At 73.1% G+C, this 24,143-nt stretch carries 27 protein-coding genes; 11 read left to right on the forward strand and 16 right to left on the reverse strand.

The window, feature by feature from the left end:
• Positions 1 to 520: 520 nt before the first annotated feature.
• Both KIS93_RS69350 and KIS93_RS53735 read right to left on the reverse strand, forming a co-directional pair.
• Positions 521 to 712 carry a hypothetical protein gene (locus tag KIS93_RS69350; RefSeq protein ID WP_420895891.1) on the reverse strand — a complete coding sequence of 64 codons (192 nt, stop codon included), beginning with the start codon at positions 710 to 712 and terminating at the stop codon, positions 521 to 523.
• Between the two features lie 29 nt (positions 713 to 741).
• Positions 742 to 1,551, reverse strand: coding sequence for a radical SAM protein (locus KIS93_RS53735; protein WP_420895892.1), 810 nt, complete (start codon positions 1,549 to 1,551; stop codon positions 742 to 744).
• Positions 1,552 to 1,683: 132 nt separating this feature from the next.
• Here KIS93_RS53735 and KIS93_RS53740 point away from each other — a divergent pair, with 132 nt between their 5' ends.
• On the forward strand, positions 1,684 to 1,965 hold the full coding sequence (locus KIS93_RS53740; protein ID WP_080037660.1) for a DUF3040 domain-containing protein: 282 nt from the start codon (positions 1,684 to 1,686) through the stop codon (positions 1,963 to 1,965).
• A gap of 544 nt (positions 1,966 to 2,509) precedes the next feature.
• On the opposite strand, the gene KIS93_RS53745 is transcribed toward KIS93_RS53740, so the two are convergent.
• From KIS93_RS53745 to KIS93_RS53760, 4 genes are all read right to left on the reverse strand, one after another.
• Positions 2,510 to 3,547: an RNA polymerase sigma-70 factor gene (locus KIS93_RS53745; protein WP_080037661.1), complete on the reverse strand. Its 1,038-nt coding sequence runs from the start codon at positions 3,545 to 3,547 to the stop codon at positions 2,510 to 2,512.
• Positions 3,548 to 3,643: 96 nt separating this feature from the next.
• Positions 3,644 to 4,246 (reverse strand): dihydrofolate reductase family protein, encoded by a 603-nt coding sequence (locus KIS93_RS53750; RefSeq protein WP_080037662.1) that lies wholly within the window; start codon positions 4,244 to 4,246, stop codon positions 3,644 to 3,646.
• 9 nt (positions 4,247 to 4,255) lie between these two features.
• Positions 4,256 to 5,074, reverse strand: a complete 819-nt coding sequence (locus KIS93_RS53755; RefSeq protein ID WP_080037663.1) for a metalloregulator ArsR/SmtB family transcription factor — start codon at positions 5,072 to 5,074, stop codon at positions 4,256 to 4,258.
• Between the two features lie 47 nt (positions 5,075 to 5,121).
• Entirely contained in the window at positions 5,122 to 5,868 is a 747-nt protein-coding gene (locus KIS93_RS53760) for a siderophore-interacting protein (RefSeq protein ID WP_230466059.1), read from the reverse strand.
• Positions 5,869 to 5,959: 91 nt separating this feature from the next.
• Here KIS93_RS53760 and KIS93_RS53765 point away from each other — a divergent pair, with 91 nt between their 5' ends.
• A complete protein-coding gene (locus KIS93_RS53765) occupies positions 5,960 to 6,682 on the forward strand; it encodes a TetR/AcrR family transcriptional regulator (RefSeq protein WP_230466060.1) in 723 nt (240 codons plus the stop codon).
• Here KIS93_RS53765 and KIS93_RS53770 read toward each other — a convergent pair.
• From KIS93_RS53770 to KIS93_RS53780, 3 genes are read right to left on the reverse strand one after another with little or no spacing between them, the layout of a single operon-like run.
• Entirely contained in the window at positions 6,671 to 7,153 is a 483-nt protein-coding gene (locus KIS93_RS53770; protein WP_080037665.1) for an OsmC family protein, read from the reverse strand. The two genes, KIS93_RS53765 and KIS93_RS53770, sit on opposite strands and share 12 nt — an antisense overlap.
• Before the next feature lie 57 nt (positions 7,154 to 7,210).
• The gene (locus KIS93_RS53775) at positions 7,211 to 8,095 is read right to left on the reverse strand and encodes a helix-turn-helix domain-containing protein (RefSeq protein ID WP_080037666.1); all 885 of its coding nucleotides are present in this window, start codon (positions 8,093 to 8,095) and stop codon (positions 7,211 to 7,213) included.
• Between the two features lie 45 nt (positions 8,096 to 8,140).
• Positions 8,141 to 8,734 carry a TetR/AcrR family transcriptional regulator gene (locus tag KIS93_RS53780; protein ID WP_080037667.1) on the reverse strand — a complete coding sequence of 198 codons (594 nt, stop codon included), beginning with the start codon at positions 8,732 to 8,734 and terminating at the stop codon, positions 8,141 to 8,143.
• A gap of 96 nt (positions 8,735 to 8,830) precedes the next feature.
• On the opposite strand from KIS93_RS53780, the gene KIS93_RS53785 reads away from it, so the two are divergent.
• The 4 genes from KIS93_RS53785 to KIS93_RS53800 are packed head-to-tail and all read left to right on the forward strand — an operon-like array spanning position 8,831 to position 11,651.
• A complete protein-coding gene (locus KIS93_RS53785; protein WP_080037668.1) occupies positions 8,831 to 9,265 on the forward strand; it encodes a nuclear transport factor 2 family protein in 435 nt (144 codons plus the stop codon).
• A complete protein-coding gene (locus KIS93_RS53790; RefSeq protein WP_080037669.1) occupies positions 9,262 to 10,074 on the forward strand; it encodes an NmrA family NAD(P)-binding protein in 813 nt (270 codons plus the stop codon). The genes KIS93_RS53785 and KIS93_RS53790 overlap by 4 nt, the downstream gene beginning before the upstream one ends.
• Positions 10,075 to 10,125: 51 nt before the next feature.
• On the forward strand, positions 10,126 to 10,779 hold the full coding sequence (locus KIS93_RS53795) for a PadR family transcriptional regulator (protein ID WP_080037670.1): 654 nt from the start codon (positions 10,126 to 10,128) through the stop codon (positions 10,777 to 10,779).
• A 2-nt stretch (positions 10,780 to 10,781) separates the two neighbouring features.
• The gene (locus tag KIS93_RS53800; RefSeq protein ID WP_186404982.1) at positions 10,782 to 11,651 is read left to right on the forward strand and encodes an alpha/beta fold hydrolase; all 870 of its coding nucleotides are present in this window, start codon (positions 10,782 to 10,784) and stop codon (positions 11,649 to 11,651) included.
• 123 nt (positions 11,652 to 11,774) lie between these two features.
• Here KIS93_RS53800 and KIS93_RS53805 read toward each other — a convergent pair whose 3' ends face one another.
• From KIS93_RS53805 to KIS93_RS53825, 5 genes are all read right to left on the reverse strand, one after another.
• Positions 11,775 to 13,349: a penicillin-binding transpeptidase domain-containing protein gene (locus KIS93_RS53805; RefSeq protein ID WP_230466061.1), complete on the reverse strand. Its 1,575-nt coding sequence runs from the start codon at positions 13,347 to 13,349 to the stop codon at positions 11,775 to 11,777.
• Between the two features lie 77 nt (positions 13,350 to 13,426).
• Positions 13,427 to 14,086, reverse strand: a complete 660-nt coding sequence (locus tag KIS93_RS53810) for a lysophospholipid acyltransferase family protein (protein WP_230466062.1) — start codon at positions 14,084 to 14,086, stop codon at positions 13,427 to 13,429.
• Between the two features lie 267 nt (positions 14,087 to 14,353).
• On the reverse strand, positions 14,354 to 14,950 hold the full coding sequence (locus KIS93_RS53815) for an NUDIX hydrolase (protein ID WP_080037673.1): 597 nt from the start codon (positions 14,948 to 14,950) through the stop codon (positions 14,354 to 14,356).
• A 12-nt stretch (positions 14,951 to 14,962) separates the two neighbouring features.
• Complete coding sequence (locus KIS93_RS53820) at positions 14,963 to 16,126, reverse strand: sensor histidine kinase (RefSeq protein WP_080037674.1); 1,164 nt, start codon at positions 16,124 to 16,126, stop codon at positions 14,963 to 14,965.
• Positions 16,123 to 16,776, reverse strand: coding sequence for a response regulator transcription factor (locus KIS93_RS53825; RefSeq protein ID WP_080037675.1), 654 nt, complete (start codon positions 16,774 to 16,776; stop codon positions 16,123 to 16,125). The genes KIS93_RS53820 and KIS93_RS53825 overlap by 4 nt, the downstream gene beginning before the upstream one ends.
• A 101-nt stretch (positions 16,777 to 16,877) precedes the next feature.
• On the opposite strand from KIS93_RS53825, the gene KIS93_RS53830 reads away from it, so the two are divergent.
• The 4 genes from KIS93_RS53830 to KIS93_RS53845 are packed head-to-tail and all read left to right on the forward strand — an operon-like array spanning position 16,878 to position 20,651.
• A complete protein-coding gene (locus tag KIS93_RS53830; protein WP_080037676.1) occupies positions 16,878 to 17,399 on the forward strand; it encodes a hypothetical protein in 522 nt (173 codons plus the stop codon).
• Entirely contained in the window at positions 17,396 to 18,454 is a 1,059-nt protein-coding gene (locus KIS93_RS53835) for an efflux RND transporter periplasmic adaptor subunit (protein ID WP_080037677.1), read from the forward strand. The genes KIS93_RS53830 and KIS93_RS53835 overlap by 4 nt, the downstream gene beginning before the upstream one ends.
• Positions 18,451 to 19,323 carry an ABC transporter ATP-binding protein gene (locus tag KIS93_RS53840; protein ID WP_155126743.1) on the forward strand — a complete coding sequence of 291 codons (873 nt, stop codon included), beginning with the start codon at positions 18,451 to 18,453 and terminating at the stop codon, positions 19,321 to 19,323. The genes KIS93_RS53835 and KIS93_RS53840 overlap by 4 nt, the downstream gene beginning before the upstream one ends.
• Complete coding sequence (locus KIS93_RS53845; RefSeq protein ID WP_080037678.1) at positions 19,323 to 20,651, forward strand: ABC transporter permease; 1,329 nt, start codon at positions 19,323 to 19,325, stop codon at positions 20,649 to 20,651. Before KIS93_RS53840 ends, KIS93_RS53845 begins: the two co-directional genes overlap by 1 nt.
• 51 nt (positions 20,652 to 20,702) lie before the next feature.
• Here KIS93_RS53845 and KIS93_RS63990 read toward each other — a convergent pair whose 3' ends face one another.
• Together KIS93_RS63990 and KIS93_RS53855 are read right to left on the reverse strand one after the other, a co-directional pair.
• Positions 20,703 to 21,290, reverse strand: coding sequence for a hypothetical protein (locus KIS93_RS63990; protein ID WP_080037679.1), 588 nt, complete (start codon positions 21,288 to 21,290; stop codon positions 20,703 to 20,705).
• Positions 21,291 to 21,361: 71 nt separating this feature from the next.
• On the reverse strand, positions 21,362 to 23,344 hold the full coding sequence (locus tag KIS93_RS53855; RefSeq protein WP_080037680.1) for a HelD family protein: 1,983 nt from the start codon (positions 23,342 to 23,344) through the stop codon (positions 21,362 to 21,364).
• 67 nt (positions 23,345 to 23,411) lie between these two features.
• Here KIS93_RS53855 and KIS93_RS53860 point away from each other — a divergent pair, with 67 nt between their 5' ends.
• A complete protein-coding gene (locus tag KIS93_RS53860; RefSeq protein ID WP_080037681.1) occupies positions 23,412 to 24,014 on the forward strand; it encodes a TetR/AcrR family transcriptional regulator in 603 nt (200 codons plus the stop codon).
• Positions 24,015 to 24,143: the final 129 nt, after the last annotated feature.

Genomic DNA, 24,143 nt, shown 5'->3' on the forward strand with positions numbered 1-24,143 from the left:
CACCTCACGCGCCCCACCTCACGCGCCCCACCTCACGCGCCCCCACCTCCGCCCCGTGCCCCCGCCGCATGCGCCCCCGCCCTGCGCTGCACGTGCCCCACGTGCCTGTGCTCTGCGCCCGCGTGCTACCGCCCCACACCCACGCGCCAGCGCTCCACACCCACGTGCCAGCGCTCCACGCGCCAGCGCCCCGCATGCACCGCCCCACGCCCACGCCCACGCCCCAGCACCCCGCGCGCCACCGCTCCTCGTACCACCGCCCCACGCCCACGCCCACGCGCCAGCGCCCCGCGTGCCACCGCTCCGCGTACAACCGCCCCACGTCCGCATGGCACCGCTCCGAGCCGCACGGGCACCGCTACGGCCGTGGGCGGGCGATCCTCCCACGGCGGCGTCTGCGACGGCGCGTTCCAGCCCCTCCGGGTGATCGGCGGTTCCCGCTGGGCGGTCAGCGGAGTTCACCGCCCCAGCCATCGTGACGGCGTGTTGCGAGGCGGTGCGGTGCGCCGAGGCAGGGGTGTCAGAGGAGGCGGAGTTGCTCGGGCTCCTCCGGGAGCGCGGGGCGATGGCGGGGGACGCGGCGGGCCATGGCCGGGGTGGCGCGGCCGACCCCGTGGCGTTCGGCCAGCTCTTTGACCAGGCCCGTGATCCGCTGCTGGTACGACTTCGGCGCGTACGCCCCCCGTCCGTACAGCTCCAGGTAGCGCGGCACCAGGCGCGGGTGCTCGCGCGACAGCCAGCTCAGCCACCACTCCCGCGCCCCGGGCGCAGGTGCAGCACGATGGGGGCGATGTGGGTGGCGCGGGCGGCGGCGATCTCCTTGACGGTGCGTTCGAGCTGGGCGGGGGAGTCGGTGAGGTAGGGCAGGATGGGGGCCATCAGGACGCCGCAGGCGATGCCGTTGTCGTTGAGGGTCGCGCAGGTTTCGAGGCGGCGGCGCGGGTTGGGGGTGCCGGGCTCGACGGCGCGCCAGACCTCCTCGTCGACGAACCCGACCGAGACGTTGGCGCTGACGTCGGTGACGTCGGCGGCCTCGGTGAGCAGGTCGAGGTCGCGCAGGATCAGGGTGCCCTTGGTGAGGATGGAGAACGGGTTGGCGGCGTCGCGCAGCGCGGCCAGGATGCCGCGCATCAGCCGGTAGCGGCCCTCCGCGCGCTGGTAGCAGTCGACGTTGGTGCCCATGGCGACGTGGTGGCCGCCCCAGCGGGGTGCGGCGAGCTCCTTGCGGGCGAGTTCGGCGGCGTTGACCTTGACGACGATCTTCGAGTCGAAGTCGGCGCCGGAATTGAGGTCGAGGTATTCGTGGGTCTTGCGGGCGAAGCAGTAGACGCAGCGGTGGCCGCAGCCCCGGTAGGGGTTGATCGTGTAGTCGAACGGGACGCGGCTCGCGCCCGGGACCCGGTTGATGATCGATCTGGCCCGGATCTCGTAGAAGGTCATCCCCCTGAAATCGGGCGTGTCGAACGTGCGGGTGACCGCGCCGCGGGCGAAGAGCGGCTCGGTCGGGTCGGCCCCGCCCGGGGCGGTCAGGCGGAGGTTGTCCCAGCGCATGGCATGATTAGAACAGCAGTTCGAGCTTGATCGCAAACTGAAAAGAGGGTGCAATTAAGTGGTCAGGCGGAGGCTAATGATCTTCATGGTTGGGCAGGAAGACGCCACAGAGCTTGCGTTCGGGAGGTACCCATGGCCTGGTCGCAGGACGAGGAGCGGATGCTGGCCCAGATCGAGCAGCACCTCGTCGATGACGATCCGCGACTCGTCGCTCGGCTTGAGTCGTTCAACGAACGGGTGCGCCGCAGCGAGGCGAGGTCGAGCGGGCAGCGCACGCCGAGGCGGCGGCCACGCCGGACCACGGTCATCATCCTGATCAGCTGGCTGCTCATCGCCACGCTGGTGGCCACGCTCCTGATCATGCTCCTCCGGCACGAGGCCGCCGCGGCAATGGCCCTGGCCGTAGCCTTCTGACCCACCCAACGCCAGGGCCCTCCTTGTCCCGGCCGCCCCCTGTTCCCGGCCTTCCCATCGCCGGCTGATGTCCCCTACCGCACGCACCTCTTGGCTGTGCCGCGCACAGCTCCTGCCGCTGTCGGCCGCGCTGCCCGTGACTGGTGGGTCGTGCGCCTGCGGCTGCTGGGCGTTCCGCGCACGGCTCCTGAGGCTGTCGGCCGTGCTCCCGGCCGGTGGGCCGTGCGCTCGCAGGTCGGGGGCTGTGCTCGCTGCGGCCTGCCGGTGAGGTGTGACGGCTGCGGGTGGTGGGACATGACGGCTGCGGCCGGTGCGCTGTGCCGGTTGCGGCTGCGGCTGCTGGGCCTTGCTGGCTGTGTGCGGTGCAGGACTGGCTGCGTGCGGGTGGGCGCGTGCAGCCCGCCACGTGCAGGGCTGGCTCCGTGCCGCTGGGTGGGCCGCCCGCAGCGCTCCTGGCTCTGCTGTGCGCAGCTCCTGTCGCTGTCGGCTGCGCTTCCGTGCTGTGGCGTGCCGTGCGTGTGGGGCCGGCTCTGCGCCCCCGCGATCAGCGGTGCAGGCTGGTCTCCTGTTCCATGTGGGAGAGCTTTTCCGGGTTGCGTACGGCGTACAGACCCGTGATGAGCCCCCCTTCGATGCGCAGCGCCACCACCGTGTCGAGTTCGCCCTCGATCCGGACGACCAGCGCCGGGTAGCCGTTGACCTGGGCCGCCACCAGCGACCTGGTGCCGGAGATCCGGCTCAGGACGGTGGCCACGTTCTCGGCGCCCACGATGGGTGCCAGGGCCGCCTGCTTGATGCCGCCGCCGTCCGTCAGCAGGACGACGTCGGGGGCGAGGATGTTGAGCAGGCTCTGCAGGTCCCCGGTGTCCACGGCGCGCTGGAAGGCGGCGAGGGCGTCGCGGGACTCGGCGGGTGAGACGGGGCCGCGCGGACGGCGGGCGGCGACGTGGGCGCGGGCCCGGTGGGCGATCTGGCGGACGGCGGCCTGGGTCTTGCCGACGGCTTCGGCGATCTCGTCGTAGTCGAGGTCGAACACCTCGCGCAGCACGAACACGGCCCGTTCGGTGGGTTGCAGCGTCTCCAGGACGAGCAGCATCGCCATCGACACGCTCTCGGCCAGCTCGACGTCCTCGGCCACGTCGGGCGAGGTCAGCAGCGGCTCCGGCAGCCACGGCCCGACGTAGGACTCCTTGCGGCGGCCGAGCGTGCGCAGCCGGGCCAGCGCCTGCCGGGTGGTGATCCGCACCAGGTACGCCCGATGGTCGCGCACCTCGTCCAGGTCCACGCCGACCCACCGCAGCCAGGTCTCCTGGAGGACGTCCTCGGCGTCGGCGGCCGAGCCGAGCATCTCGTAGGCGACGGTGAACAGCAGCCTGCGGTGCGTGACGAACGCCTCGGTCGCGGGATCGGGACGATCGCCCGCGCCCGCAAGGCGGTCCCCGCGCGAAGGCGAAGGCTCCTCGGGGCGGTCGCCGGCGCCCGCAAGGCGGTCCCCGCGCGAAGGCGAAGGCTCCTCGGGGTGATCGCCCGCGCCCGCAAGGCGGTCCCCGCGCGAAGCCTCGGGTTCCGGTGTGTCGGCCATGGACGGCTCCTGTTCACTCTCGACTGTCACGTTCACCAGATGCCGCCGCCCCCTGGTCTGTGACAGCCGCGCACAGTGACCCGCGTCACATGCCGCTCACCGCACCCGGTCGTACACCAGCGACAGCGTCCCATGCTCCCCCGCGGCCTGCCTGACCAGGCTCCACTGCGCGGCGGGCAGGCCGTCGTCGAAGAGGCGCGGCCCGCCGCCGAGGAAGACCGGGAAGATCGTCAGGGCCAGCCGGTCGACCTTGTCGGCGGCCAGGAGCGCCTTGATGACGCTGGCGCTGGACAGGACGAGGATGTCGCCGCCCGCGTCCGCCTTGAGGGTGTCGGCCACGTCGGCGGCCGGCCGGTCGGCGATCGTCGTGCGCTCCCACGGCGCTTCGCGCAGGGTGGAGGAGAGCACCACCTTGTCGGCGTCGACGAGCCACTTGGCGAACCCCTCGTCGCGCGGGTCCGCGCCCTCCATGCCGATCACGGTGGGCCAGAAGCCGAGGAACCCTTCGGCGTTCACGCGGCCGAGCAGCGCCGTGGTGGCCGGCTGCCAGAGGCTGGTGAGGTGGTCGCGGGCGACGTCGGTGACCGCGTACGGCATCACCCAGCTCATGTCGGCCGGGTCGTCCTGGCGGGCGTAGCGGCCGTCGAGGGAGAGGCTCATGTTGGTGACGACCCTGCGGCCGGTGCTCTGCTGTGTCATGTCGTGCTCCTAGAGGTCGTGGTCGAGGGTGGCGGCGAGCTTGTCGAGGCTCTGGCCGAAGCCGAGCTCGATGCCCGCGATGAAGTCGGCGGATTCGACGGTGCTGCCGGTGACCCGCCAGTGCGCGTCGAGGTCGGTGCCGGTGGCGGTGGGCCGCAGGGTGAGATCGACGTGGGCGTTGAAGGCGAGGCCGCCGCCGGGGAGTCGGGGGGAGAGCCGGTAGGAGAGGCGTTCGCCGGGGGTGACGTGCTCGACGACGCCTTCCGCGCGGCCGGCGACCTGGTCGGAGCCGTCGGTGTCTTCGATGTCGCGGTATTCCTGGACGATCCGGCCGCCGGGCCGCGCCTCGAAGACGAGCTCGGAGACGCGCAGGTCGTCGGGCGTCCACCAGCGGGCGAGCAGGGACGTCTCGGTCAGGTGCCGCCACACCAGCTCGGGCCCGCCCGCCAGCGACCGCTGGAATCTGAACGACCGCCCGTCGGCCCAGCCCGGCTCGGCCGCCTCCTGCCGTGCCGCGTCGAGGCTGAGCGCGTATCGGTCGAAGGTCTCGCGGGAGCCGCCGGCCTGGTCGGCGGTGTCGGCCAGGCGGGTGAGCGCCCCGGCCAGCTCGCGCAGGGGCGCGGAGCGCAGCGCGTAGATGCGGCGCTGACCGGTGCGTTGCGAGGTGACGAGGCCGGCGCGTTCGAGCGCTTGCAGGTGCTTGGTGGTCTGCGGCTGGCGCGCCCCGGCGAGCTGCGCGAGGACGCCGACCGGGCGGGGCCGCTCGGCCAGCAGGCTCACGAGCCGCCAGCGGGCCGGGTCGGCCAGTGCGGTGAGGAGTGCCTCCATGAGGAGAAGTATTCACCGTGGAGAATATTCGTGTCAAGGAATATCTCTCAGTGCAGGCCGCGCTTGCCCGGGGCCCAGAACGGCTTGACGTGGATGGCCTTGCGGGGCCAGTTGCGCTCGCGTACCAGGTAGTCGCGGATCATCTGGCACGTACGGGCCTCACCCGCCAGGTAGGCGGCGCCGGTGTTGCCCGGCAGCTCCAGCCCGGCCACCGCGGCGAGCAGCGTCTTCGAGGCGCGGCCCGGCGCGCCGCGGCGGTGGGCGCGCCGCAGCTCGTGCGGGCCGGGCATGGGCGGGTCGTGCTCGGGGGACTCACTCTCCAGCACCCCGTGCACCCGCGCGCCCGCCCCGAGCGCGCGCAGCATCGGCCCGAACGCCGCGCTCGCCGTCTCGTCGCCCGCGAACAGGTGGAACGGCGCCTCGTCCCGGACGAAGAAGTCGCCCTGCGGCCACCAGAACGTCACCGCGTCCCCCGGCGCCGCCTCCTGGGCCCAGCGCAGCCCGATGCCGTCCCCGCCGTAGAGGTGCGCGCGCAGCTCCAGCGCCCGCCGGCCGGGGTCGAGGTCCCAGATCGTGTACGTGCGCAGCGTCTCCGACGGCCGCAGGATCCCCTGGACGGACAGCGGGTCGTTGATCTGCACCCGGATGTGCTGGCCGGGCCGGTAGGGGAACGCGATCGGCGTCTCGGTGGCCAGGCGGATGCGCCGCATGGTGGGCGTGACGAGGCCGGTCTCGGTGACCCGGGCCTGCATGACGTACTTGGCGAAAGCGCCGGCCAAGGGGTTGCGTGCCACGACATCTCCTTACGATCACTAAGAATACTTAGAGGCATTAAGCAAACATAGATGCCCTAAGATGTCAAAGGATCGCGAGGAAGGTGGGCGAGTGGCGGCACAGAGCGTCGGCAGGCGCGAACGAGTACGGCAGGCGACGCTGGCGGAGATCCGCGCGGCGGCCCGCAGGCTGCTGATCGAGCAGGGGTCGCAGGCCGTCACGATCAACGCGGTGGCCAGGGAGATGGGCATGAGCGGCCCGGCGCTCTACCACTACTTCGCCGGGCACGACGAGCTGGTCGGCGCGGTGACGGCCGACTTCTTCCGCGAGCTCACGGCGGCGGTGGAGGCCGGGCGCGACTCCCATCCGCCCGGGGAGCACGGGCCGCGGCTGCTGGGGGCCTGCCGGGCGATGCGGCGCTGGGCCGTCACGCACCGGGCGGAGTTCGGGTGGGTGTTCGCCAGCCCGATCACCGCCGAGCGGCGGCCCGACTCGCCACGCGAGCTGGCCGGGCGCGACTTCGAGCAGGTCTTCCTGGAGGAGGTCGCCGAGCTGTGGCGGAGCCGGCCGTTCCCGGTGCCCGCCCCAGGGGAGCTGCATCCGTCCATCAGGTCGCAGCTGCGCGCGTACGCGGACGCCACGGGCATGGGGCTGCCCGTGGAGGCGATCCACGTGGTCATGTCGTGCTGGATCAGGCTGTACGGCCTGCTCTGCATGGAGGTGCTGAACCAGCTCGACTTCGTCTATCCGGACATGGAGGCGGTGTTCGAGGAGTGCCTGCGCGAGATCGCGCCCCGGCTCGGCCTCGACTACGAAGGCCCGTCAGACCTCTGACGAGGCCACCCGGACGGTCGGCTCGTGCCGGACGGGGAAGTTGACCGAGGAGGCGATGAAGCACGACTCGTGGGCGTCGGCGTGCAGGGCGAGCGCCTTCTCGGCCATCTCCTGGGCCGCCACGGTGACCGCCGGGCGCAGCACCACCTCGGTGAATCGGCCGCCGTCGGCGGTCGTGGCCATGGTGCCGGTGGCGGTGTCGGTGTACGCGGTGACGATCACACCTGCCATGGCGCACTTGTGGAGGTACCACAGCATGTGACACTGCGACAGGGAGCCGACCAGGAGCTGCTCGGGGTTCCAGCGGGCCGGGTCGCCACGGAAGGCGGGGTCGGAGCTGCCCGCGATCACCGGCGGGCCCTCGGCCGACAGCTCGTGCTCCCGCCCGAAGTCGCGGTAGCCGCTGGTGCCGGTGCCCTTGTTGCCCGTCCAGGTGACGACGGTCTCGTAGTGGTGCTCGCGGCTGCTCATGAACGGCCCTCCTCCTGATCGCCTCAACCCGAACGTTATCGAACCGGCCCGCGAGCCTCAGCGGCCGGTGCCGTGGGCGCGCAGGGCGGCGATCACCCAGGCGAAGGCGGGCACCGCCGGCTCCGCGCGCGGGTGGCCGTTGAGCTCGGCCAGCAGCGCCCAGTACCGCTCCACCCGTTCGTCCGCCACGGTCTCCATCCACTCCAGCAGCTCGGCCCGGTCCGCCGCCGGGCCGGCGACCCGGTCGAGCACCGCGCGCCCCGCCGCCGACGCCGGGTCCACGCCGTCCGCCAGCGCCGGCCCGGCCTGGGCCAGCACCCGCGCCCGCAGCTCGTACGCCGGCAGCGGCCCCTCCCCGGCCAGCGCGATCCGGCGCAGCCGCCGGCGGAAGTCCTCGTCGGAGATCAGCTCGGCCAGCTCCACCCACGCCCCCATCTGGGCGGGGGAGGGGGAGTCGGGCAGCTCGCGCATCCAGCCGGCGATGACGGCGGCGTCGCCGTCCGGCTCGATCCCGTCGAACGTCCCCGACACGAACTCCGTCACGATCTCCCGCCGTTCGGCGGCCGAGAGCTGGGCGAGTCTGTGCAACATCAACGTCTCCTCGTTCGTGGTGCCACGTTCGGAGATCAGGCTCAGCACGGCCCTGCGTGCCCGCAGGGCCCGCAGCTCGGCGTCCACGGCGCGTAACCGCAGCCGCGCCACCTCGGCCACCGTGACCCGCCGCGCCAGGACCTCCTGGACGGTGTCCAGCCCGACGCCCAGTTCGCGCAGCATGCGCACCAGGCCGAGCCGGGTCACGGCGGCCTCGTCGTACAGGCGGTAGCCGCCCGCCGACCGGCCGGTGGGCGGCAGCACGCCGCTGTCGGACCAGAACCTGATCGTCCGCACCGGCAGCCCGGTGCGGCGAGCCAGCTCGCCGATCGTGTAGAGCCCGTCACTCACGCCTGGCAGCCTGCACCTTCCACCCGCTGGAGACTCAAGCTCGTTTTACGTGCGGGCCCGCAACGCGGCGAGCAGCGTGTCGGCGAGCGCGTCGAGATAGCCGGGCCCGGCCTCCACGCCCCGGACGGTGAGCCGCCAGTAGATCGGGGCGGCGACCAGGTCGAGGGCGAGCTCGACGTCGGTGTCCGGGGGCAACTCGCCGCGCTCGATCGCGCGCTCGAACATCGGCCTGGCCCGCTCCCGCCGCGGCGTGCCGATCATGGCGATGCTGGCGTCCGCCAGCTCGGGGTTGCGGGCCGCCTCGGCCACCAGGTCCGGCAGGATCCTGCGGAAGCGGGGGTGGGTCATCCACTCCATCAGGACGTCGAGGATCGCGCGCACGTCGCCGCGCAGCGAGCCGGTGTCGGGGACGGTCGCGGAGCCGACGGTGAACTCCGAGATGACCGACATCGCCATCTCCTGCTTGGACGGCCAGCGGCGGTACAGCGCGCTCTTGCCCACGCCCGCCCGCTTGGCGACCGCCTCCATGGACAGCCGCCCGTAGCCCTGCTCGGCCCACTCGTCCAGCACGGCTTCGGTGATGGCCCTGGTGACGGACGGCTGCAGGACGGCTGCGCCGGTCGGGGTGCGACGTGTCATGAGGGTGAGTCTAGCGAGTGGACGGGACGGTTCCGTCCCGTGGTACGTTGACGACGAGACGGGACCGTCCCGTCCGAACGTGAGGAGAATCCCTTGATGAACGCACGTGAGCTGGTCGACCACGCCCTCGACCTGCTGCTCGCCAAGGACATGACGGCCTTCGCCGGGCTCTGGGCCGAGGACGGCGTGATCGAGTTCCCCTTCGCCCAGCCCGGCTACCCGCAGCGCGTGGAAGGCCGGGCCGCGATCCACGAGTACCTGCGCGACTACCCCGACATCCTGGACATCCGGGAGATCACCTCGAAGACCGTGCACCAGAGCGTCGATCCCGCCGTGGTGATCGTCGAGATGGAGGTCGCCGGGGTCGTGGCCGCCACCGGCCGGCCGTACACGATGCGGTACATCGCGGTGATCACCGTGCGCGACGGCGAGATCCGCAGTTACCGCGACTACTGGAGCCCGCTCGCCGCCGCCGAGATCATGGGCGGCACGGACGCGCTGAACGACGCCTTCTCCGGCGGTGCCCGATGAGCGGCGTGCTCGTGCTCGGGGCGACCGGCACGACCGGCTCCCGCGTGGCCGCCTTCCTGCGCGGGCGCGGCGTGCCCGTCCGCACGGCCAGCCGCAGGCCCGATCCGCGGCACGTGCGCTTCGACTGGACCGAACGGGAGACGTACGCGCCCGCGCTGCGCGGCGTCTCGGCCGTCTACCTCGTCGGCCCGGTCGGGGTCGCCGACCCCGTCCCCTTCGTCGAGCCGTTCCTGGAGGAGGCCGTGCGCCAGGGGGTGCGGCGGGTCGTGCAGCTCAGCTCGTCCGCCGTGCCCGAGGGCGCGCCGGGGCTGGGGGAGGTGCACCGCCTGGTCCGGACGATGGCGCCCGAGTGGGCGGTGCTGCGGCCGTCCTGGTTCATGCAGAACTTCACCGGGCCGTCCCTGGAGCTGCGCGAGCGGGACGGCGACCTGCTCTCCGCGACCGGGAAGGGGCGCGTCGCGTTCGTCGACGCGGGCGACATCGCCGCCGTCGCGGGGCACGCGCTGACCGACGAGCGGTCGCACGACACCGACCACGTCCTGACCGGGCCGGAGGCGCTGAGCTACGACGACGTCGCCGCCCTGCTGACGCAGCGGCACGGCCGCCCGGTGCGGCACCGGGCGGTGCCGGTGGAGGAGCTGGCCGGGCACTTCGCGGAGCGCGGCTTGTCCCCGGAGTACGCCGCCCTGCTGGCCGCGCTCGACGACGACATCCGGGGTGGCGCGGAGGACCGCGTCACCGACACCGTCGAACGCGTCACCGGCCGCCCGCCCCGCTCCTTCCGTGAAGCGATCCTTGCGGACGAATAATCGCCTACGTATACTCGCAGACGAGTAAAGAAACGAAGGCGGTGAGCGGAGATGCCCCGACGGCGTCCGGTGAGCAACCTGCTGGCGCTGGCCGTCCTCACCGTGGTGACCCAGCGCCCGATGCACCCCTACGAGATGGCCTCCGTCCTGCGCGCCCGCGGCAAGGACCAGGACATGCCGATCAAGTGGGGGTCCCTCTACACCGTCGTGCGCAACCTGGAGAAACACGGCCTGCTGGAGGCGGTCGAGAGCGGCAGGCAGGGGGCCCGCCCCGAGCGGACCGTCTACCGGGTCACCGACGCGGGCCGCCGCGAGGCCGACGACTGGACCAGGGAGCTGCTGGCGGAGCCGCGCCGGGAGCCGTCGGCGTTCGAGGCGGGCCTGTCGGTGATGGGCGGGCTCGGCCCTGATGAGGTCGCCTCCCTGCTGCGGCGGCGGCTGGAGCTGCTGGAGGAGCGGATCGAAGCGGATCGGCGGGAGCTGGAGGCACACCGGGCCGAGGTGCCGCGGCTGTTCCTCGTCGAGTCGGAGTACGCGCTGGCGCTGCTGGAGGCCCAGGCCGCCTGGGTGGCCTCGGTGCTGGCCGAGCTGGACGGGGGCACGTTCCCCGGCCAGGAGGAATGGCGGACATACCACCAGTCAGGCGAGATGTCGCCCGACGTGGCGGCCCTCGCGGAGCGCGGCCGCCCGGAAGAAGGGGAATGAGTATGGCCACGACCAGCACCACCGGCACCATCACGGCCGCCGACGGCACCACGATCAGCTATCGCGAGGTCGGGCAGGGCCCCGGCCTGGTGATCGTGCACGGCGCCATGCAGACCGGCCACAGCCAGATCGACCTGGCCCGCGCCTTATCCACAGAGTTCACCTGCTACCTCCCCGACCGTCGCGGCCGGGGCGGCAGCGGCCCCGCCGGGGCGGCGTACGGGATCGAGCGCGAGGTCGAGGACCTCGACGCGGTGCTGCGGGCCACCGGCGCCCGGTACGCCGTGGGCGTCAGCTCCGGCGCGATCATCACCCTGCACACCGCGCTCGCCCGTCCGGGCGCCCTGAGCAAGGCCGTCCTGTTCGAGCCCCCGCTGGGCCTGGGTGACGTCGACCTGGGCGGCGTCCTGGAGCGCTTCGACCGGGAGATCGCCGCGGGCAGGACGGCGGCGGCGCTGGTCACGGGCATGCGGGCGGCCCGGCTCGCCCCGCCGCTGTTCGCCGCGCTGCCCCGCCCCGTGCAGGAATGGCTGACGGGGCTGATGCTGAAAAGCCAGGACAAGGGCGGGGGTGCGGAACCGACGTTCGGGGAGCTGGCCCCGACCCAGCGGCAGGACATCACGCTCGTGGCCGAGGCCACCGGGGACCTGGCGAAGTACCGGCCGGTCGAGGTCGAGACGCTGCTGCTCGGCGGCACCAGGAGCCGGCCCCACCTGCGGGCCGCGCTCGCCGGCCTGGAAGGCGTCCTGCCGCACGCGCGGCGGGTGGAGCTGGTAGGGCTCGATCACGGCGCCACGCAGAACGCCGCCCAGCGCGGCCGGCCGGAGCAGGTGGCGGCGGAGATCCGCCGCTTCCTGCTCGCGGCAGCTTGAGCGTCCGTCAGCCCGGCTCCCGGCAGCTTGAGCGTCCGTCACGCCCGGCTCGCGGGAGCTTGAGCGCCGTCAGCCCGTCACCGCCCGCCGAGGGCGCGCCGGCTGCTGAGCGACCGGCACGCGTCAGAGGTTCTTGAGGAACGTGGCCGCGACCGGCGCGGCCACCGCGCCGCCGCCGCCTCCGCCCTCGACGACCACGGCGAAGGCCACGTCCCCCTTGAACCCCATGAACCAGGCGTGCGTGTCCAGCTTCTCGCCGGTGCCGAACTCGGCCGTGCCCGTCTTGCCGTGGGTGCCGGCGGGCAGCCCCGCCGACTTGGCGGTGCCCTTGGTGACGACGGCCGACATCATCGAGTGCAGCCCGGCCTTCACCCCGCTGGGCAGCTTGCGTTCCTCGGCCTTCTGCTTGATCGCGGGCACCAGCGTCGGGGGACGCCAGGTGCCGTCGGCGATGGCGGCGGCGACGGAGGCCATCGACAGCGGGCTGGCCGTGATGCGGGCCTGGCCGAACGATTCGGCGGCCAGCTCGGCGTCGGATTCGGCCTTGGGGAAGCTGGGCCTGGTGGCGGGCACCCCGATGTTCAGCGGCTGGTTGAAGCCGACGTCCTCGGCCGCCTCCAGCAGCTTGTCGGCGCCCAGCTTCGACTTCGCCAGCGGCGCGAACGTCGTGTTGCACGAGTGGGCGAAGGAGTCGAGGAACGAGATCGACCCGAACGCCTCCTCGTCGGAGTTGCGGATCGGCAGCCCGCCGACGTTGACGTTCTTGGGGCAGGTCACGGTGTCCTGGGGCGACACGCCGGCCGCGAGCAGCCCGATCGCGGTGACCGCCTTGAACGTGGAGCCGGGCGGGTAGCGGCCGTCGAGCGCCCGGTTGAACCCGCCCACGTTGTTGACCACGGCCAGGATCTCGCCGGTCGAAGCCTTGATCGCGACCAGGGACGTGGGCTTCTTCATGTGCTTGACGGCGGTGACGGCGGCGGCCTGCGCCTTCGGGTCGAGCGTGGTCTCGACGGGCTTGCCCTCGGTGCCCTCGATGGTCTCCAGCGTCTTGTCACCGAGCTTGATCTCGGTGGTGGGCGTGCCCGCGAGCTGCTCCTGGAAGGTGGCCTGCAACCCGTGGGCCCCGATGGGCTGCCCGACCTTGTAGGAGGAGCCGAGCCTGGCCACGTCCTTCTTGGTCGCCTTCTCGAGGTAGCCGACGAGCTGCTGCACGGAGCCGCCGACCGTGCCGGTGTCGATGCGCCCGCCGTCGGCGTCGGTGATCTCGGCGCGCTGCGGCCACTTCGTCTCCAGCGAGAACGTGGCTCCTTCGGTCATCGACGGGTGCAGCGTGGCGGGCTTCCAGTCGACCTTCCACGTGCGGTCGGCCACCACCAGGTCGATCCTGCCCTGGTAGGTCCACTCGCCGACGTTCTTCATGTTCAGGGTGGCGGTGTAGGGGACGCTGGCGCGGCCGTCGCCCTCGGTGACCTTGCCCAGCTTGATCGCGGCCGACTCGACGGCGAGCGCGGTGCGCTGCTGGTCGTAGGCGGTGAGCTGCTTCGGCGTGGCCAGCAGGGCCGCCATGGCGGTCTTGTCACCGGCCTGCCAGGCCGCCGCGAAGCGTTGCGCGGTCTCGGCCGGCGTGCCTCTCGTGTGCAGTACGTAGTACGCGCCACCGGCCGCGGCCCCCACCGCGAGCACGGCCGACACGGACACGATCGCGATCGTACGACCCCGCGCCACTGATCAGCCCCCTGCTTCTCGACGACAGGTGTCAGAGCCTAGCGTCCAAATCAGGACATTCCATTGGAAGCCTTGTAACTGGCCGCGTACGTCGGCACGTACTCCTGGCCGGACAGCCGCTGGATGGCGGCCATGATCTCGTCGGTCACCCGCCGCCGGTCACGCGCGCTGGTGTGCTCGCCCTCGAACCGCATCGGCGCCCCGATGGTGATGCCGATCGGCGCCGGCCTCGGCACCTTCGAGCCGAACGGCAGCACCTTCTCGGTGCCGCGCAGCGCCACCGGCAGCACCGGCGCGCCGGTCTTGAGCGTCAGCCAGGCCACGCCGACCTTGCCGCGGTAGAGGCGGCCGTCGGGGGAGCGGGTGCCCTCGGGGTGGATGCCGAACAGCTCGCCCCGCTCCAGCAGCGCGGCGGCGTCGTCGAGCATGGCCTGCGCGGCGTGCGCGCTCTCCCGGTCGATCGGCAGGCTGCCGCCCAGCCGCATGAAGAAGCCGGAGACGGGGTTGCCGTCGAAGTACTCGTTCTTGGCGGTGAACGTCACGTGCCGGGGCAGCAGCGCCGGCAGCAGGAACGAGTCGAGGACCGACAGGTGGTTGGCGGCCAGGATCGCGGGCCCGCTCCTCGGCACGTGGGCCGCGCCCGAGATGTGAGGCTTGCACATCGCGTGCGCGAGCGGAGCGGCGGCGAACTTGACCACTTCGTACAGCAACGAGCTCTCCTGATCATCGGGCCGGTGGCCACCCCACCATAGGGCAGGCGCCCCGCCGGTGCGGCGGGACGCCTGGGAAAAGCTGTTAGGCCGATGTGGCGGTCGCCTCCTCGGCGAGGTGCACAACACGGCTCCAGCCGGACGGTATTCCGTGAAGGCGGTAATTTGCGGCCCGGGGGACACTAACCACATCGGCAATCTTGAGTTAAGCACACCGCCCGGCCCTGAAGGTAATCGCGCTCTCCCCTCGGGCCGCCCCTGGCAGGCTTATGTCCTGGTCCAGTGCGGTTGCGCCACATCGAAGACGCGTTGCTCCCGCCCCCGCAGCGCCACCTCCGCGAACTGCCACAGGATCGCCCCCGTCGGCGCGTGGATCACGATGGACGGCCCCAGCGGCATCTGCAGCAGCTCGCCCCGCCAGCGCGGCACCCCCGGCGCGAGGAAGCGCTCCAGCGGCACCGCGTGCACCGACGCCACCTCCCGGGGGTCGGGCACCGGCCGCTGCCGGCCGCCGAACGCCACCACCGGCGTGATCACGAACCCGGAGTCGGTGACGAAGTCGTCGAGCAGCCCGGCCACCTGGACGCCGGTGATGCCGGTCTCCTCGGCCAGCTCGCGCAGCGCCGCGTCCTCAGGCCGCTCCCCGTCGTCGGCCCGCCCGCCGGGCAGCGCCCACTGGCCGGGGTTGCGGCCGCGCGCGGCCCGCCTGATCACCACGACGTACGGGGCGCCGTCGCGGTCTTCCAGCACGCACACGGTGACGCCGGCCCTGCGCACCCCGCCGGCCGGCGGCACCTGCCTGCGCTCGAAGGCGGCCAGCCGGGCGGTGACCTGCTCGCGCAGCGTGTCGATGGGCGTCAGCACCGCTCCAGGATCTCACGCCGCCGCGCGCGGCAGCCGTACCTCCACCCGCAGCCCGCCTTCGGAGCGCGCCCGCGCCGTCACCGTGCCGCCGTGCGCGCTGACGATGGCCCGCACGATCGACAGCCCCAGCCCCGAGCCCTGCGAGGAGCGCACCCGGTCGCCCTGCAGCCGGCTGAACGGCTCGAACAGGTCCTCCACCTCGTACGCGGGCACCAGCGGCCCGGTGTTCTCCACCACGATCGAGCCATCCGCGACGGTCAGCCAGACGTGCCCGCCGTGCACGTTGTACTTGATCGCGTTCTCCACCAGGTTGACCACGCACCGCTCCAGGAACAGCGGATCCCCCTCCACCAGCGCGGGCCGCAGGTCCTGGTGCAGCGTGACCGGCCGCTTGCGCGAGCGCGGGTCGATCTGCTCCAGCACCGTCCGCACCACCTGCTCCAGGTCCACCGCCCTGCGCACGGTGAGCTCCTGCTCGGACTGCGCGAGCAGGAGCAGCCCCTCGATCAGCCGCTCGTAGCGGGCGTTGGTGCCCAGCAGCGCCCTGGCCAGCGCCTTCAGGTCCTCCGACGCCGCCGGCTCCTCCAGCGACACCTCCAGCACCGTACGGTTGACGGCCAGCGGCGTGCGCAACTCGTGCGAGGCGTTGGCGATGAAGCGGCGCTGCGCGTCGAACACCCGGCGCAGCCGGTCGAGCATCGCGTCGAACGTGTCGGCCAGCCGCCGCACCTCGTCGGGCGGGCCGCGCAGCCCGATCCGCTCGTGCAGCGTGCTCTCCGACAGCCGCTGCGCCGTCTCCGTCACCCGGTCCAGCGGGCGCAGCGCCCGGTCCGCGACCACGTACCCGAGCAGCAGCGCGATGATCCCCACCAGGATCATCACCAGCATCGACCAGCGCACCATCTCGCTCAGCACGCCGTCCACCCGGTACTCGATCTCGGCCCGGAACACCACGTCCCCCTCGGCCGGGTACGGCGCCGGCGCGGCGGCCCCCGGCGGCGGGCCCGTGACGCGCACGGGGCCGACCGCGAACTTCTGCGCCAGGGCCCGCGCGGTGATCCAGTACGTGAGCCAGAGCAGGATCGAGCCCGCGACCAGGAACATCCCGCCGAACAGCAGGGTCAGCCGCAGCCGTAACCGCCGGGCGTTCCACCACCGCAGAGCACGGGCGGTCACAGCCGGTATCCCTTGCCGGGCACGTTGTGGATCGCCGCCGGCAGGCCGAGCTTCTTGCGCAGCGAGGTGATCGTGACGCGCAGCGCGCCCGTGCCGGGCTCGGCGTACTCGTCCCACACGCTTCTGCGCAGCTCGCCGGAGGTGACCAGCGCGCCGTCCGCGCTCAGCAGCACCCGCAGCACGTCGAACTCCTTGCGGTTGAGCGAGACCGGGCGGCCGTCCCTGGCGACGGTGCGGCGGGCCGGGTCGAGCGCGATGCCGCCGCGTTCGAGCAGCGGCGCCGCCGACCTCGCCGAGCGCCGGGCCAGCGCCCTGACCCGCGCCACCAGCTCGGCGAACGCGAACGGCTTGACCAGGTAGTCGTCCGCCCCCAGCGCCAGCCCGCCCACCTTGTCGCGGATCTGGCCCGCGGCGGTCAGCATGAGCACCCGCCCGCCCCGGCCGTCCGCGCGCAGCCGCCTGCACACGTCGTCGCCGTGCACGCCGGGCAGGTCACGGTCGAGCACCACGACGTCGTAGCCGACGTACGACGCCATCTCCAGCGCCTCCTGCCCGTCGTAGGCGACGTCCACGGCGATCGCGTGCAGCCTCAGACCGTGCGCGACCGCGTCCGCCAACCGCTCTTCGTCCTCGACGACCAGCACTCGCATGCCCCGAGCGTGGCGGATCACGTGTTAGCGGCGGATAAGGGTTTATCCGGTTCTAGCACCCCGTCGTCTGAAGTGGGGCCGCACCTTCAGAAGGAGGACTCATGAAGGCACGGCTACTGCTGGCCGCCGCGGCACTGGCACTGAGCGGGTGCGGCGCCCCCGCCGCCCAGGACGACGGCGTGGTCAGCGCGGGCGGCGGGACGGCGTCCGCGACGCCCGCGGCCAGCCCGTCGGCGTCGCTGGACCCGGACCAGGCGGCGCTGAAGTTCGCGCAGTGCATGCGCGAGCACGGGATCGACATGCCCGACCCGCAGGAGGGCCGGATCATGCTCAAGATCCCCAAGGGCATGGACCAGAAGAAGGTCGAGCAGGCGCAGAAAGCCTGCCGGCCCATCATGGACGCCGTCGTCAACGCGGGGGAACGGCCCGCCGACGCCGCCGGGTTCGACCAGCTGGTCAAGTTCGCGCAGTGCATGCGCAAGCAGGGCATCGACATGGCCGACCCGCAGCCCGGCCAGCCGCTGCGGTTCGACGGCAGGGGCCAGTCGAAGGAGAAGCTGGAGGCCGCGCAGAAGGCGTGCGAGGAGTACGCGCCCGGCTTCGCCAAGAAGGAGACCCCATGAGGAAGGGCCTCCTGCTCGGCGGCGGCACCCTGCTGGCCCTCGCCGCGACCTGGACCGCCGTCGCCGCGCTCAACGACGTAGGACCCGGCGCCGCGACACCGTCGAGGCCGCCGGTCCCCGCCACCGCCGACGTGACCAGGCAGGACCTCGTGGAGACGAAGACGGTGTCCGGCTCGCTGACGTACGCGGGCGAACGCCGGATCCCCTCCGGCGCCTCCGGCACGGTGACCTGGGCGCCCGCCCAGGGTGCGGTGATCCGCCGCGGCCGACCGCTGCTCAAGGTGGACAGGAAACCCCTGGTCCTCATGTACGGGCGGCTGCCGCTCTACCGCACCCTCCAGCGCGGCGTGTCCGACGGGCCCGACGTCGAGCAGCTCGAACGCAACCTCAAGGCGCTCGGCCACGGCGACTACCTCACCGTGGACGACCACTTCAGCTACGCCACCGAGCAGGCCGTCAAGGAGTGGCAGGACGAGCGCGGGCTGGCGGAGACCGGGCGGGTCGACGCGGCCCAGGTCGTCTTCCAGCCGGCCGCCGTACGCGTGACCGGCGTCGACGCCGAGCTCGGCGACAGGACCACGCCGGGGCGGCAGGCGCTCACCGTCAGCGGCCTGCGCCGCCTCGTCCACGTGGACCTCGACACCGGCGACCAGGCACTCGCCCGCAAGGGCGCCCCCGTGACCGTGACGCTGCCCGGCGGCGAGCGCGCCAAGGGCGCCGTCACCTCCGTCGGCACCGTCGCCGAGACCTCCGGCGACGAGCAGGACCCCACCACCACCATCGACGTGGAGATCACGCTCGCCAAACCGCCCAGGAGCCGGCTCGACCAGGCGCCGGTGGAGGTCGAGATGCAGAGCGAGCGGCACAAGAACGTGCTGGCCGTCCCGGTCGAGGCGCTGCTGGCGCTGCGCGAGGGCGGCTACGGCGTCGAGGTCGTCGAGGGCGGCACCTCCCGGGTCGTCGCGGTGCGCACGGGGGCGTTCGGGGGCGGGCTGGTGGAGGTCGAAGGGCCGGGGCTGGCCGAAGGCATGAAGGTCGGGGTGCCGGCCACATGAGCACGCCCGCACCCGGCGCCCAGCCCAGCCCCGGCCCCAGCCCTGAGCGCGGCCACGAGCGCGGCCACGAGCGCGGCCCTGAGCGGGACCCCGAGCGCGGCCACGAGCCCGGCTCTCAGCGTGGTCCTGAGCGCGGCCGGGAAGGCGGCGGGCCGGGGGAGCGCATCGTGGAGCTGTGCGGGGTGAGCAAGACCTACCCGGGGGACGTGCACGCGCTGCGCGGCGTGGACCTGACCGTCGAGCGCGGCGACCTGCTCGCCATCGTGGGCCCGTCCGGGTCCGGCAAATCGACCATGCTCCACCTCATCGGCACCCTCGACCGCCCGACCACCGGCACCGTCCGGGTCGCCGGGCACGACGTCGCGCGGCTGACGGACCGGCAGCTGTCCGCGCTGCGCTCGCGCCACATGGGGTTCGTCTTCCAGCAGTTCCACCTGGCGCCCGGCGTCAGCGCCCTGGACAACGTGGCCGACGGCCTGCTCTACACCGGCCTGCGCCGGCGCGCCAGGCGCGAGCGGGCCGCCGCCGCGCTGGAGCGGGTCGGGCTCGGCCACCGGCTGCGGCACCGCCCCTCCGAGCTGTCCGGCGGCGAGCAACAGCGCGTGGCGGTGGCCCGCGCCGTCGCCGGTGATCCGCCGCTCCTCCTGGCCGACGAACCGACCGGCAACCTCGACTCGGCCGCGGGCGGGGACGTCCTGCGCGTGCTGGCCGCGCTCCACGAGTCCGGGACGACGGTCGCGATCATCACGCACGACGCCGAGATCGCCGGCTGGTGCCTGCGCCGCGTCCGCCTGCGCGACGGCCTGATCGTGGACGGCCACGAGCACGAGCACCTCAGCCCCGTGGCCCTGCTGAAGGGAGCCCCTTGATGACGGACGACACCCCGAACCCCCCGCCCGCCTCGGATCGGCCGGCGCTGAGGCGACCAGGACCGGAGCGGTCCGAGCCAGGGCGGCCTGGAGTGGAGCGGCCGGGGGCGGAGCGGCACGAGCCGGTGTGGCGGGTGGACGAGCCGCTGGTGCCGGGGCGGCTCGGGGTCGCCGACGTGGTGCGGGTCGGGGCGGCCGGGTTGCGGGCCAGGCCGACCCGGGTGGTGCTGTCCGCGCTCGGCATCGCCATCGGCATCGCCACCATGATCGCCGTGATCGGCATCTCGTCGTCGTCCCGCGAGCAGCTCCTGCGGCAGCTCGACCGGCTCGGCACGAACCTGCTCACCGTCACCCCGGGCAGGACCATGTTCGGCGAGGACGCCAAGCTGCCCACCACGGCGCTGGCCATGGTGCAACGCATCCGCCCCGTCCGCACCGCCGCCGCCACCGGCACCGTCGAGGCCACCGTGCGCCGCAACGACCGCATCCCCGAAGCCGTCACCGGCGGCATCGCCGTCCAGGCGGCCAGCACCGGCCTGCTGGACACCCTGGAGGGCGCCGTGGTCAAGGGCGCCTGGCTGAACGACGCCACGGCCCGGCAACCGGCCGTCGTCCTCGGCGCGACCGCCGCCGAACGGCTCGGCCTGGCCAGGACCGGGGTGCGGGTGTGGATGGGCGGGCGGTGGTTCACCGTCATCGGGATACTCGGGCCGATGCCGCTCTCTCCCGAGATCGAGCGCTCCGCCCTGGTCGGCTTCCCCGCCGCGCGGGAACTGCTCGGCTTCGACGGCTACCCCACCAGCATCTACGAGCGTTCCTCCGACGCGACGGTGGAGCAGGTGCGCGAGGCGCTGCCCCGTACCGTCAACCCGGAGAGCCCCGACGAGGTCACCGTCAGCCGCCCGTCGGACGCGCTGGCGGCCAAGGCCGCCGCCGCGGGCGCCTTCACCGGCCTGCTGCTCGGGCTCGGCGCGGTGGCGCTGCTCGTCGGCGGGGTCGGCGTGGCCAACACCATGGTCATCTCGGTCCTGGAACGCCGCCGCGAGATCGGGCTGCGGCGCTCCCTGGGGGCCACCCGGGGGCAGGTACGCGTCCAGTTCCTGGCGGAGTCGCTGCTGCTGTCGGCACTGGGCGGGGTGGCGGGCGCCGTCCTCGGCGCGCTGGCCACCACCGTGTACGCGGTGTCGCGTGGCTGGCCGGCCGTCGTGCCGCCCTGGGCGCTCGGCGGAGCCGTCGTCGCCACCCTCGTGATCGGCACGGCTGCGGGCATCTACCCGGCCATGCGCGCCGCCCGCCTGTCACCGACCGTCGCGCTGGCCGCCGCCTGAGGGTGTCATCGCGAGGTGACCTGAGGGGTCATCGCAAGGTGAGCTGCGGGGTCATCGCGGGGTGAGCAGGATGCTGAGCAACGTCCCCAGCAGCATCCCGGCCCCCGCCGCGATCGCGGCCCACCGCCCCAGGGGCTCGCCCCGCACATGCCCGACGACCCCCAGCACGACCCCGGCCAGGCCGAACAGGACCGGCAGGTAGAGCACGGCCACGGCCCCGCAGACGCACCCGATCACGGACGCGACCTGATCCACCACCTTGGGCCCCCGCACCCCGGCCCCTTGCACCCACCGCACCGCCCCGCCGAGACCGGACACGGCACCGTCGCCCGGACCGGGCGGGGCACCGCCGTCGGCCGCGCCACCGCGATCGGTCGCGCGGGGCGCGTGGCCTGTGCCATGTGAGGCGTCGGCGCCATGAGGCGGGGTGCCAGCGGTGGCCGCGCCGGCGTCGTCGGTGGCGTCGCTCCGTGCGCTCGTGTCCTCGCCCTCAGACGGGCTGCTGCCGCCGGGCGTGCCACCGCCGCTCGGCGGGCCGCTCCGGTCGGCGGAGGGCGTGTCGCCGGCGTCGGGGGAGTGGTCCTCGCCTGACGCGCGGCCCGCGTCCGGCGGGTGGTCGGCGGCGGGCGGTGGGGGCACGCGGGGCTCCTTTCGGAGGGTGCACACATCACACACCGGGCGGAAGCGTCATGTCGAGAAATATGTGCATTTCAGGAGGCATGGGCGAGTTGCGGCGGAAGGGGGCGGGTGTGGATGACGTCGAGGCGGGAGACGGCGCGGGTGAGGGCGACGTAGAGCCGGTTGAGCCCGCGCCGCTCCGCCTCCACGATGGCGGCGGGCTCGGCGACGATGACGTGGTCGTACTCCAGCCCCTTGCACAAAGAGGCCGGCAGCACGCTGAGGCACCCGTTCACGTCGAGGCCTTCGTTCCACAGTGCGGCGGTGATCGCCTCCGTGTCCGCGTCCGCCGTGATCACCCCGATCGACCCCTCGAACGCGAACGCCTCCCGCACCGCCTCCACCACCCCCTTCTCCAGCCCGGGCACCCGCAGCACCCGCAGCCGCCCGTCGGAGCGGTACGAGCGGGTGGCGGGGACGTCCACGGGCAGGGCGGCCAGCAGGGTGTTGGCCAGCTCCACGACGGCGGCGGGCACCCGGAAGCCGGTGGTGAGCGCGATGACCCGGCCGTCGGGCTTGCCGAGCAGTTCGAGGCGTTCGGGCCAGGACGTGGCCGCCCACGGCGTGGTGCCCTGGGCGAGGTCGCCGAGCACGGTCAGCGAGCCGTGCTCGCTGCGCCTGGCCACGGCCCGGCACTCCATGGGGGACAGGTCCTGGGCCTCGTCCACGATGACGTGGCCGTAGCCGCGCGGGCGTTCGATCATGGCGGCGAGCTCGTCGAGCAGCACCAGGTCGGCGGCCGACCACTTGGCGCTCTTGGCGCTGCGCGGGGGCCTGCGCCAGGTCAGGGCGGCGCGTTCGGCGTCGGTGAGCAGGCCGGCGGCGGGGTCGGGGGCGCCGGGGGAGGGGCCGCGCAGCAGCTCGTACAGGACCTCCTCCGGTTTTGCGGACGGCCAGACCTGGTCGAGCCACGGGGTGACGCCGCGCCCGATCTTGCGCAGCCAGGCGGCGTTGGCGGTCTGTCCGCGTGCCTCGGCCTGGCGGCGGATGGCTTCGACGACGCGGGCCCTGACGCGTTCGCGGCCGACGCCGTAGGGGAGGGATTCGCGGCGGGTGTCGTCGACGACGCGGCGCAGCTCGTCCTCGTACACCCGCCAGCGGTAGGAGCCGTCGGGCACCGCGACCGGCTCGGCCGGCTTGGCGATCCGCCCGTACAGGGCCTTGTGCAGCACCCGCGCCATGCGGGCGTCGTGCTTGACCACGGCCGTTGCCTCGTCGTCGGTGGCCGTGACGGGGACGGTGGCCAGCAGTCGCTCCAGCGTCGTCTGCTCGACGTCCACCTCGCCGAGCGCCGGCAGGACGGCCGAGATGTAGCCCAGGAAGGCCCGGTTGGGGCCGAGGACGAGCACGCCGGCGCGTTCGAGGCGCTGCCGGTGGGCGTAGAGCAGGTACGCGGCCCGGTGCAGGCCGACCGCGGTCTTGCCGGTGCCGGGGGCGCCCTGGACGCAGATCGTGGTGTCGAGGCCGGCGCGGACCAGGTCGTCCTGCTCGGGCTGGATGGTGGCGACGATGTCGCGCATGGGGCCGACGCGGGGGCGTTCGATCTCGGCGGCGAGGATCTTGCTCTCGCCCTCCTCGCCGCGCGAGAGGCGTTCGTCCTCGAAGCCGGTGAGGGTGGTGCCGGACCAGCCGAAGCGGCGCCGCACGTCGACGCCCTGCGGGTCGCGGGCGCTGGCCCGGTAGAAGGCGCGGGAGACGGGCGCGCGCCAGTCGATCACGACGGGCGGGCCGCCGTGCTCGCCGGTGATGTGCCGGCGGCCGATGTGGTACGCCCGGCCGGCGTGCTCGGCGGAGCCGGGGCCGAAGTCGAGCCGCCCGAAGAACGGCGGGCCCTCGGGCTCCTCGCTCAGCTCCTTGGCCAGGCTCTTGAGGTGCCGGCCGAGGCGTTCGGCGCTGTAGCGGTCGCCGGCCACGGTCTCTCCGACGATCACGTTGTTCCGCGCGCCGTCCAGCATGCGGCGCAGGCCGGCCTTGCAGCGTTCGACGTACTCCCGCTCGTCGTCGAGCGTCGCCATCACACCTCCCAGAAGTGTTAACTCGGTTAAGATATTAACCAGGTTAACACTTTGCTAGGCTGTGCTCATGACGGGACTTCGGGAGCTGCAGCGGCGGCGCGTGCGCGAGGCCATCTCGACGGCGGCCATCACCCTCTTCCTGGAGCGCGGCTTCGACGAGGTGTCCGTGGCGGAGATCGCCGCGGCGGCCGGGGTGTCGAAGCCGACCCTGTTCAAGTACTTCGCCACGAAAGAGGACCTCGTCCTGCACCGGATCACCGACCACCTCGGCGAGCCCGCCCGGGTCGTGCGCGCGCGGGCCGAGGGGGAGCGGCCGGTGGCGGCGCTGCGCCGGCACTTCCTCGACGGGCTGGCCCGGCACGACCCCGTCACCGGGCTCAACGACGACCCCGAGGTGGTGGCCTACCACCGGCTGGTGTTCTTCGGCGCGCCCAGCCTGCTCGGGCGGCTCCACCAGTTCATGGCCGAGGACGAGGAGGCGCTGGCCGAGGCGCTGGCGGAGACCACCGACGAGCTGACCGCGCGGCTGCTCGCCGGGCAGGCGGTCGCCACCCAGCGGGTGCTGGCGCGGCGCAACTGGCAACTGCTCGCCGACGGCCGGCCCATGGCCGAGGTCGAGGCGGAGGCCGTGCGCGCGGCCGAGCAGGGCTTCGGGATGTTGCCCGGCTGATCCACCCAGCCGTCTCACACAGTCACCCGGTCTCACGCCCCCTGCGGATATCGCATGGCGGGAGGAGTTTAAGCAGGTGAGAGGGGGTGAAATTGTTACTCTGACAACCCCTTCACGAATTGCAAATTT

This window comes from [Actinomadura] parvosata subsp. kistnae (assembly GCF_900323885.1).
GTDB classification, from domain to species: domain Bacteria; phylum Actinomycetota; class Actinomycetes; order Streptosporangiales; family Streptosporangiaceae; genus Nonomuraea; species Nonomuraea composti.

Coding starts and splice junctions, on each gene's coding strand:
- KIS93_RS53800 (WP_186404982.1), top strand. CDS start 10,782: ATGGCCACGACCAGCACCACCGGCACCATCACGGCCGCCGACGGCACC.
- KIS93_RS53735 (WP_420895892.1), bottom strand. CDS start 1,551: ATGCGCTGGGACAACCTCCGCCTGACCGCCCCGGGCGGGGCCGACCCG.
- KIS93_RS53780 (WP_080037667.1), bottom strand. CDS start 8,734: ATGACACGTCGCACCCCGACCGGCGCAGCCGTCCTGCAGCCGTCCGTC.
- KIS93_RS53785 (WP_080037668.1), top strand. CDS start 8,831: ATGAACGCACGTGAGCTGGTCGACCACGCCCTCGACCTGCTGCTCGCC.
- KIS93_RS53855 (WP_080037680.1), bottom strand. CDS start 23,344: ATGGCGACGCTCGACGACGAGCGGGAGTACGTCGAACGCTGCAAGGCC.
- KIS93_RS53840 (WP_155126743.1), top strand. CDS start 18,451: ATGAGCACGCCCGCACCCGGCGCCCAGCCCAGCCCCGGCCCCAGCCCT.
- KIS93_RS53860 (WP_080037681.1), top strand. CDS start 23,412: ATGACGGGACTTCGGGAGCTGCAGCGGCGGCGCGTGCGCGAGGCCATC.
- KIS93_RS53845 (WP_080037678.1), top strand. CDS start 19,323: ATGACGGACGACACCCCGAACCCCCCGCCCGCCTCGGATCGGCCGGCG.
- KIS93_RS53790 (WP_080037669.1), top strand. CDS start 9,262: ATGAGCGGCGTGCTCGTGCTCGGGGCGACCGGCACGACCGGCTCCCGC.
- KIS93_RS53755 (WP_080037663.1), bottom strand. CDS start 5,074: ATGGAGGCACTCCTCACCGCACTGGCCGACCCGGCCCGCTGGCGGCTC.
- KIS93_RS53750 (WP_080037662.1), bottom strand. CDS start 4,246: ATGACACAGCAGAGCACCGGCCGCAGGGTCGTCACCAACATGAGCCTC.
- KIS93_RS53795 (WP_080037670.1), top strand. CDS start 10,126: ATGCCCCGACGGCGTCCGGTGAGCAACCTGCTGGCGCTGGCCGTCCTC.
- KIS93_RS53825 (WP_080037675.1), bottom strand. CDS start 16,776: ATGCGAGTGCTGGTCGTCGAGGACGAAGAGCGGTTGGCGGACGCGGTC.
- KIS93_RS53835 (WP_080037677.1), top strand. CDS start 17,396: ATGAGGAAGGGCCTCCTGCTCGGCGGCGGCACCCTGCTGGCCCTCGCC.
- KIS93_RS53770 (WP_080037665.1), bottom strand. CDS start 7,153: ATGAGCAGCCGCGAGCACCACTACGAGACCGTCGTCACCTGGACGGGC.
- KIS93_RS53830 (WP_080037676.1), top strand. CDS start 16,878: ATGAAGGCACGGCTACTGCTGGCCGCCGCGGCACTGGCACTGAGCGGG.
- KIS93_RS53740 (WP_080037660.1), top strand. CDS start 1,684: ATGGCCTGGTCGCAGGACGAGGAGCGGATGCTGGCCCAGATCGAGCAG.
- KIS93_RS53745 (WP_080037661.1), bottom strand. CDS start 3,547: ATGGCCGACACACCGGAACCCGAGGCTTCGCGCGGGGACCGCCTTGCG.